Raw genomic sequence first — 5960 nt, 5'->3', positions numbered from 1 at the left:
GTTAAGCCACTTTCAGCCGTTTGTGGATTTGTTAAGTTATGTTAAGTACTTTGTTTTGAGGGAGAGGGGGGGTTGGGAGAGGGCAAAACTCTGGAGACTCATACGGAGTTGCGTTCAAGTATCTCAATCGCAGTTTGTGCAGCTTGTCTTACATGAGGGTGAGATTGTCGAGTTGAGGATAAAAACTCATATTAGCTCTCCTTTTCTGGAAATTTGTCCACCATGAATCTGAGATAATGAACCCGATACATCTGGTAACAGTATCTACACCTACAGAACTTGATGAAACTTAACTCCTCGCTATTCTTTTATTCTCCAACCGCTGATTACTTTTAACCAAATCCCGCAATCGCACTCGCAATTCCTGAATATTCGGAGTCACCAAACCATAGCGCCATCTCACATAAGCATGAGAAATTTCCTCGATCGCATCAGCCGAATCATCAGGCTGCTGTTGACGGATACTACTAGCATATTCTAAGGGAGTCTGAGCCGGATGCTTAATATAGCCTTTCGTCCCCAAAACCTTCAACATTTGCTGATAAAGACTTTCCATTGGCGGTAATTTAGCTAACCAGCGACGATAGCGCCAAGCTTGGAATTGTCCCCAACCTAGCCAACCGATAAAACCAAGTGCGATCGCAGAAATCAAACCCGTAAACAAACCCACCCACCCACTAGAGAAAATCCGCCACAGCCAAACGATTCCTCCTATTATAAAACCAATTATCCGATTCCACAAAGCACCAACGAAACTAGTAACCGGAGAAGGCAACCAACCCGCAATCCACTTCCAAAACTGTTGTAATACTCCAAAATATTCTGTATCTTCTACACTGGGAGGAAACAATTCATGTCCAGGAATTGGATCGAATGCAAACCAACCGTAGTTAGGGAAATATACCTCAGTCATCGCATAAGCATCGACATTTTTGACAATATATAATCCGGTAAATGGATTAAATTGACCAGTACCAAATCCCACTACTAATCGTGCTGGAATGCCTAGGGAACGGAGCATTATTGTTAATGCGGTAGAAAAATGGTCGGGATAACCGCCTTCCTGTTTAAAGAGAAAAGATTCAACTAAATCTTCATTTTCTCCTAAATATGGGAAGCCAAAGGGATCTTCGGGAATTCGATAAAGTTGCTTTAGTGCTTGAGTTAAATAGAGTACTTTTTCATAAGATGAAGTAAAAGGATTAGGGGATTTAGCTAATATTTGTTCAGCTTTTTGTCGAACCCGATCGGCAATTTCCGGTGGAACGTCTAGGTAGTATTGTTTAATGGTATTGGGGTAGTCATTGGGAGAGTTTTGGAGACGAGTGCGATCGCGCAATGGCACATCTGACACTACCGTATAGGTTAGTCCTTCCAGTAATCCTAGGGGCGATCGCAAACTCCCTTCTGTATCAATAGCGATTTCTTCAGTAGGAAAGAAAAGTTCTTTGGGATAAGATAAAGCAGGAATAATATTCGGTAATTCTGATACCGCAGTGTAACTTTGAATTACCTCTTTCGTGCGACCAATATTAAAGACAGTAGGATAAAGTTGGAAACGATAAGACCATGGTGGACGAGTTACTTCCTGTACCTTATCCTCGCGAGAAATTTCCCATCCTTGACCAGTGTAATGGTCAAATGCTTGTACCCGCCAAAATCCTGGTGCTTGGGAACGGACTCGCAATACCACCTTTGGTTTTAATTCACCTCGCAGATTCTGATTAATTTTACTACCAAAACCATAATAAAAAGCCTCATCCATTTCACCAGGACCACTGCTCTTATCTTTCCCACTACCACCACTACCTTCCTTGCCATTCCGTCCATATCCTGGATTGACAATACCGCGATTTGTGGACTCAAAATTCTTATTTTTTAGTTCAATAGGCGCACTGACTGGAAAAGTTTGGAGTTGATAACCTGGAAACCGAGGCATTAGGGCAAAAATTGCTAATCCTAGCCCAATAATTACCAGTAAAAATAAACTTAAACGTTTGAAAGAAAGAAGTGAAGACGGTTTCCCTTTAGTCGGAGACTTTTGGCGTTTTGGCTGGGGAGCTAGACCGAGGCGCGACTGATAGTCTAAGATGAGAACAGGAAGTGCGATCGCTAAAAATACCAACAATAACGGAGCAAACGCCAGCGTCTGACTTAGAGTCCCCGCCACACCCAAGAGAATCAGACCAATTACCATTGAATAGCCTAAATCCTTGCGGCGGGGTAAGTCAAAACTGTGCAAAACTTGCACTTGAATTAATAACTGAGCCAAAACCAAACGGGTATCATTCAGGTTACCTAATAAATTCTGAAAAAATGACCCCATGGACAGCAACATCCCCATCGCCAGGAAAAATTTAACCGCAATATTGCGATTGCTGCGGCGATACCAACTCCAAATTGCCCCAACAATACTCAGAGGTACTGCCCAAAAACTCATCTGAGTGTCAGCAGCAATATCAGTAGCGACAATCCCGATAATTACTAATCCCTGTACCAGCACCCTTAGCCAGATTGAATTTTCAGTTTTAGGAGGTGGCATCCTTTGGAGACGATGCCACAACTGATTAAAACTAAGTAGACCCTGTGAGTGCCTTGTCCCTGAAGTATTAGACATAGCGATTCGCTGATAGCAAGGGAAAGCGAGAGAAAACTTTTGATTTTATACTGAGATTTTGCACCTAGTCCTGGCGATTAGAAATCGCGGCTAGAGAAACCAAGTCTCCCGACGCGGACTAACAGAAAATCAAGGCTTTTAAACCCACGTAGGTGGGTTTTGTCTGTGTAGCGGCGACTTCTAGTCACAGGCGTGCAAGATCTAAGTTATACCAAGTTACATTCTAATGTAGAACCTCTAGAGCTAAATCATTCCCAAATCAAAAATTATTATTCACCGACTGCTTGATTTTTTTTCCAACTTAGGTAGGGAGTGAGAGAATCTCCCAACAATCGTAGGGAATACTAAATTACACCGTCGGGTAGATGGCGAAAACTAACGGACTCTGTTCGGAGTCATGGAATCGAATTTCTAGCGGATAGATTTGGTGCGGTTCCAAATCAAAGGATTCAACACTCAGGTAGCCGGGGTAGGTGCGTTGCGAAACGGCTGATGCCTGGGGAGTCCGTAAGGTCAAACTACCACCGCGAGGTAAACGAGCGGTAACGCGGAGTTTAGGAACTCCTTGTTGCTTCTGGTATTCTGCTTGAACAGTTACAATACCAGCAGTAGTCTGCCACTGACGTTCTACAGTGGCATGGAGCGGAGAAATTGGTACAGTTAGCGTGCTGATAATTTCTTTGGCTGCTAACAAAGCCAAGAGCATTTGTTGCTCAACAGTCGCCTCCTCATAAGGGGGAGAGGCGAGTTGGTCTACCGAACGAAAATACCCCAAAAGCAATCGTTCAGTCCAGAAGTTGATCGATTGGGATTCGCCAGGAAATAAGCTTTCCACAGCTTTAACCATTTTCCTACCAATCTGATTTCGATAGGACATGACTTCCGCACAAGCATCCAGCAATTGTGCTAAAACAATTTCCGGGAGCGGTACAGGTAAAGCCAGCTTGTCAAGCTGAGGTAACCACAAATGGGCTGGTCTAATCCAGGTATCTGGAACAGTTTCCGGGAAATCCGGTTCGTAGTCACCAATTTCTGTCTCCCAGGGAAATAGGGGAGGACGGCGTTCGATTTCTTCCTTAAGTTTCCGCTTGATGATCGACTCAAAACGGTTTTCTACGGTTGGCATTTCTCCCAAATTGTAGCGACGGCTAGCACCGCCAGGTTCAACGGGATCGGGATTGGGGTTATCATTTCCCCTTCCTCGTTCGGGGTTTTGTGGTTTGGTTGGCGCAATGTTCACGTCTTCTAAATCCAAAGGGTCTAAATCAAAACGATCCAATTGAAAATCCGCTGCTGTAGTTTCACCTTGAGGGACATGACCAGGGGTCAGCCCGTCTGCTGATCCTGAAGCAGCGGGAATGGGATCTTCTAGTAGCCAATCAATTAGGCGACTATAGAGATCCGAGTTATTGTTTATGTCACTATTCATCTGTAGATGCACCTGATCCGGATACTGAACGATTGCGAATCTCCCAAGCTCTCTCAAGCAGTTTAAACCATCGCTTTTCGACTTGGGTAACCGTACATTTTAAAACCTGAGCAATTTCGTGAGGGGATTTCCCTTCTTGCTTCAGTTGCAGTAATTGTCTCCTATCCGCTGTCAATTTGCTCTGAAATAGCTCCCACTCTTGAGGAGTTAACCCCAGATTCTTTTCCAAATCTGCTTCCAACCACTGATGGACTAATTCCCAGCGGTGAGACAGGGCAAACCGAATCAAATGGTATTTAAAGCGCTGCTGCAAATAGTCCCTTTCTCTGGGGGTGATACCCAAAATTTCCTCAATTTCACTAGTGGGGAGGTCTTTCAGGCGCAGGGTAAAATAGTCAGCGCAGTCTTGTTGCTGCTTTTCTTCTAAATAAGCAAATAATTCCTCAATTACTTTTTCTCGCAGGTTGCCTTCTATCGGCTCCGGTTCAGATGCCACCATCACTTCCCGCACCTGCTGAATCGCCGGGTCATTCCAGGTATTATCGGAATCTGTAGCACCGCCTTCGGCTGCTGTATCCATATCGACCGAGGTTTCTGGCGGTTGCTGTTGGGAAAATGTCTGTGCCCTGAGAATCAGCAATTGCTGGGAGTTACGATTGGGTAAGGGAATGCGGCGCTTGCCATACCTTTCGGTAAAGGCCATGTATTCCGCCAACTCCAAAAGGGTATGGGGGCGATACTTTTCGTTAAGTGAGGTTTCTCGCCGAAAGGCATTCAATGCTTCGATCGCAAATCCTTGTAAAAAATCTTCAATTAGGGTAACGCGAGATTGGTAGCTACCTGGGGTTTTAGATGGTGTAATGTAGCGGTACACGATCGCAGATAGCGTACTCTGAAGTTCTACCCTTCCTCGGTGAGAACCCAGTTGGTAATACCCCAAGACTTGCTTGAGTCGATGATTTGCTAGCGTCTTCGCCCAGCTTTCAACATCTCCAGAAGTCTGAATCCGATTGCTCTCGTTACAGATGCGAGTGACTTCCGAAGCTAAACGCTCCGCCACCTCACGACAATTCTGCTCCGAGGCATTAGTGGACTGCCGGAGTTCTTCATATAGTAGTTGAAAGATTGTCTCCACGCCCTGGCAGACTTCCCTCACGATCTTCATTAGTCAAAAACGACCTTAACACACAATTGGTTATTGGTTACTACCGCTCAGAGAAACCTAGACAAAGCTACCCAAAGGTCGCCAATACTATACATCTCCGTTGGTAATTTTAGTCCAAAGTCCGCTGTTCCATTCCCCATTCCCCGGTTTAGACTCTTAAATAGCAGCACAATTGCCCTACTTTCCAGCTCAAACATGGATTTAGCACAACAAATACAACTCCTGATCGATCATGCCCCCCGCGACGGGACAACGCCCCAAATGGTTGAGGCTATTTCCCCTATTCTCAAACTCCTTGCTAGCCAGCTTAAACACTTGGAGTATCATATTCTCCAAACCCTTGACGAGGGATGGGTGGTGACTACCCTAAGTAATCGCGCCCAGCCGGATGTTGAGAAAAATGTTATCTATGCTTTCCCTACACTTGCGGATGCTGGGGATTTTCAATCTAGTTGGGACCCGCAAGTAATAGCAGTGCCCGTAGCGGTCACTCACATACTGTTCCAGATGTTAGCACTGGAAACCGTAACTAGTATAGTTTTTTTTGATACACCTGGTAATTTAGCCGCCGGAACCGAAGTGCGTCGAGATGACCTACAACGCTTAATTCAAACTCAAATCCAACAAACTCATTTAACACCTAGATCATATCCTAGCAATATACCCCCAAATATTGCTTGAGTCGAAATTCTGGGTGGGGAAGAGAGTTTTGAGTTTTGAGTTTTGAGTTTTGAGTTTTGAATTAAAAC

Annotated in this window: 4 protein-coding genes; 1 reads left to right on the top strand and 3 read right to left on the bottom strand. The window is 44.7% G+C overall.

The window, feature by feature from the left end; all coding sequences use genetic code 11:
• Nucleotides 1-289: 289 nt before the first annotated feature.
• From NJ959_RS24600 to hetZ, 3 genes are all read right to left on the bottom strand, one after another.
• Nucleotides 290-2617, bottom strand: a complete 2328-nt coding sequence (locus tag NJ959_RS24600; protein ID WP_254014387.1) for a transglutaminase TgpA family protein — start codon at nucleotides 2615-2617, stop codon at nucleotides 290-292.
• A 349-nt stretch (nucleotides 2618-2966) separates the two neighbouring features.
• The gene (locus tag NJ959_RS24595) at nucleotides 2967-4046 is read right to left on the bottom strand and encodes a hypothetical protein (protein WP_254014386.1); all 1080 of its coding nucleotides are present in this window, start codon (nucleotides 4044-4046) and stop codon (nucleotides 2967-2969) included.
• Nucleotides 4039-5211, bottom strand: a complete 1173-nt coding sequence (hetZ, locus tag NJ959_RS24590; protein ID WP_256529734.1) for a heterocyst differentiation protein HetZ — start codon at nucleotides 5209-5211, stop codon at nucleotides 4039-4041. Before hetZ ends, NJ959_RS24595 begins: the two co-directional genes overlap by 8 nt.
• 195 nt (nucleotides 5212-5406) lie before the next feature.
• On the opposite strand from hetZ, the gene NJ959_RS24585 reads away from it, so the two are divergent.
• A complete protein-coding gene (locus NJ959_RS24585; RefSeq protein ID WP_254014385.1) occupies nucleotides 5407-5892 on the top strand; it encodes a hypothetical protein in 486 nt (161 codons plus the stop codon).
• Nucleotides 5893-5960 lie beyond the last annotated feature (68 nt).

The sequence above is a fragment of the Limnofasciculus baicalensis BBK-W-15 genome, assembly GCF_024178385.1.
Taxonomy (GTDB): domain Bacteria; phylum Cyanobacteriota; class Cyanobacteriia; order Cyanobacteriales; family Coleofasciculaceae; genus Limnofasciculus; species Limnofasciculus baicalensis.
The sequence above is the reverse complement of the archived record's forward strand: the minus strand, read 5'-3'. Positions and strand labels throughout refer to the sequence as shown.